The organism is Paenarthrobacter sp. PH39-S1 (genome assembly GCF_030063245.1).
Classification (GTDB): Bacteria; Actinomycetota; Actinomycetes; order Actinomycetales; family Micrococcaceae; genus Arthrobacter_M.
The window spans coordinates 1-2,641 of record NZ_JASISR010000085.1 but is presented as its reverse complement, the minus strand read 5'-3'; the positions used below and the strand labels follow the sequence as shown (position 1 = coordinate 2,641).

The following is a 2,641-nucleotide window of genomic DNA, read 5'->3' as shown; positions in this document are numbered from 1 at the left end:
TATTACAACACGCGGCGCCGTCATTCAGCTAACGGCTATTTGACACCGCTCGAATATGAGTTAGGCTATAAATCAATTCACGAACTCGCGGCTTAATCTCGAGTCCACAAAAGCGGGAACACTCCACGCCTACGACCCCTACGGTGTGCAGACCATCACCAAAGACACCGGCGGCAACGCCACCGACCAAACCCCCTACACCTTCAAACAAGGACTGCAGGACCGCACCACGGGCTGGGTCAAATACGGGGCCCGCTGGTACAACCCCACCACCGGCCGCTGGACCCAACAAGACACCCTCGACAACCCCCTGGACCCCGCCAACGCCAACCGCTACACCTACGCCGCCAACGACCCCATCAACAATGCTGACCCAACCGGGATGGATTTCTTCAGTGATTTTGGACAGCAATTCGCCCCAGTGATAGTCGCGGGGGCAGTTGGGCTCCTCGGAACTGCATTGGGAGTCGCCGTGGACTCTACGGGAATTGGTCTCGGGATCACACTCGGTATCGGTTGCGCAACCGGCCTCGCAACTGTCGCCGTCAGTGACAGTCTCAACGGCTCTAACACCAGTGCCGGCGGTTATCTTGGCGCTTGTGCGGGTGGCGCAATTATTGGAGCCGCGGGATTTGGTATTGGCAGTGCGGTCCTGAAGTAGACGATGCTGGAAAGAAACAATGCTCACGCCATATATTGCAGTTACGTTTATTTGCATTGTCTTGATAGTGGTGATTCTCGTCTATATTCTTACGAGACACCCTCGGGCTAGGCTAGACGACGGAAAACATAAAATTCTCTATGCCACGTTGATTGCTGCCGCCGTTGTGGGATTAATCTTCGGATGGATCCACGTCTTGGTGATCACTTGATGGGCTACGCCGAAGATTACGGTCACGATGATTTCCCTCTTGTCGTATTTGAGATCGTGTCGAAATGACGACCGTGACCAAAAACGGCGCGACCTACAACTACACCTACGCCGGCGGCTCGCAGAACGAAGTCCTCTCCGAAAGCACGCCCCAAGGTCAGTACAAGGTCACCTACGGACGCACCGATGCCCAGGGCCAACCCATCATCGAACAACTCAGCAAAGACGCCGGGACCGCGTACATTGAGCACGACCCGGTCACCGGGGAACCGCTCATGCTACGCACCAGCGCGGGCATGACATCGCTTTACATCACCGACGGCACCGGCAACCCCACCGCACTGATCACCTCCGGGAACTACGTCGCCGTCGCCTACGCCTACGACCCGTACGGTGTGCAGACCATCACCAAAGACACCGGCGGCAACGCCACCGACCAAACCCCCTACACCTTCAAAAACGGCCTGCAGGACCGGACCACCGGCTGGGTCAAATACGGTGCCCGCTGGTACAACCCCACCACCGGCCGCTGGACCCAACAAGACACCCTCGACCACCCCCTGGACCCCGGCAACGCCAACCGCTACGCCTACGCCGCGAACGACCCCATCAACCTGTCGGACCCAACCGGATATAGCTACGGAAGTTGCGTGGCAAAAAGTTCGATTAGCGGTGTTATTGGAGGTGCTGCAGCCGGATTCGTCGGCGGGCTACTGACCGCCGTTCTGGGCCCGGAAGCGCCAATAATTACCGCGGGGCCGGCAACACTAATCGGAGCTGTGACAGTCGGGCCGCCTCAACCATAGGGGGGCTGATCAACTGTGAATGATAAGAGGTTTACGTGGCCTTTGCGCCTACTTGTGGCGGTAACAACGTTCGTTATCATTGTGGCGGTTATTGTAATTATCGTAGGCTATTCGCGCCAGGGTTTGATAGTTGGAATCGTTGGCGGTGTAGTAGGGAGTGGATTACTGACAGCGGTGCTCACTACAAATCGAAGGCGCCGGTGAAATTATTGGCCAATTAGCTCACCGCAAGATCAAGATGAACCGAGAAGCTGGAGCCACAATGCCATTCTCGTCCTTTGCCGGGAATCTCACCGTGGACCCGACCGGGGCCTACACCTACATCGGCGCCCCGTTGGAGGAGTTGGCCTACTGATTGGTTGCGCGGCAGGGGGGATTCCATATGGCAGGTACAAGCCCGGGTCGGCAGGAACCCAAGGTCGCCGTTGGTGACATTTGAGCTGGTCCATGATCGGGACGGCGGCAGTTGGGCCGTCCGAGCCAGGGACGCGGCCGCCGCGTAGCCGGCCTGATGGTTTCGTATAGAATTGTGATGATCTGCCAGGGGCTTCTCCCAAGTCCCTGGGCGGTGCGAGTGATAGGGAAGGGCCGGCCATTGGTCGGCCCTTTTCTTGTGCCCTGATTGGGGAGGCTGTGCATGGGCTGGCTTGTGAAAAAGTGGAATATCCGACGCTAAGGTTTTGCCGAGCGTCGTAGGGGCCAGTATTTGCCTGGCCTGATTTTGCCGCACTGACGGCGGTCATCACGATGAAGCGTTCGGCGTGTTCTGCCAAGTGACCAACACGCCGATCCATCCCTGTCGCGAGGGAGGATCTCCTGCTTGCCATAGGATCGAAACTGGAGTGTTCCCGCTTTTGTGGACTCGAGATTAAGCCGCGAGTTCGTGAATTGATTTATAGCCTAACTCATATTCGAGCGGTGTCAAATAGCCGTTAGCTGAATGACGGCGCCGCGTGTTGTAATA

At 57.3% G+C, this 2,641-nt stretch carries 2 protein-coding genes; both read left to right on the top strand.

Annotated features, from left to right (window positions below):
* Window positions 1-67: 67 nt before the first annotated feature.
* Complete coding sequence (locus tag QMG52_RS21540) at window positions 68-661, top strand: RHS repeat-associated core domain-containing protein (RefSeq protein WP_283562443.1); 594 nt, start codon at window positions 68-70, stop codon at window positions 659-661.
* A gap of 275 nt (window positions 662-936) precedes the next feature.
* Window positions 937-1,677: an RHS repeat-associated core domain-containing protein gene (locus tag QMG52_RS21535; protein WP_283562442.1), complete on the top strand. Its 741-nt coding sequence runs from the start codon at window positions 937-939 to the stop codon at window positions 1,675-1,677.
* Window positions 1,678-2,641 lie beyond the last annotated feature (964 nt).

What these genes read in the sequence shown, in the direction of transcription:
- QMG52_RS21535 (WP_283562442.1), top strand. Translation starts at nt 937, where the DNA reads ATGACGACCGTGACCAAAAACGGCGCGACCTACAACTACACCTACGCC.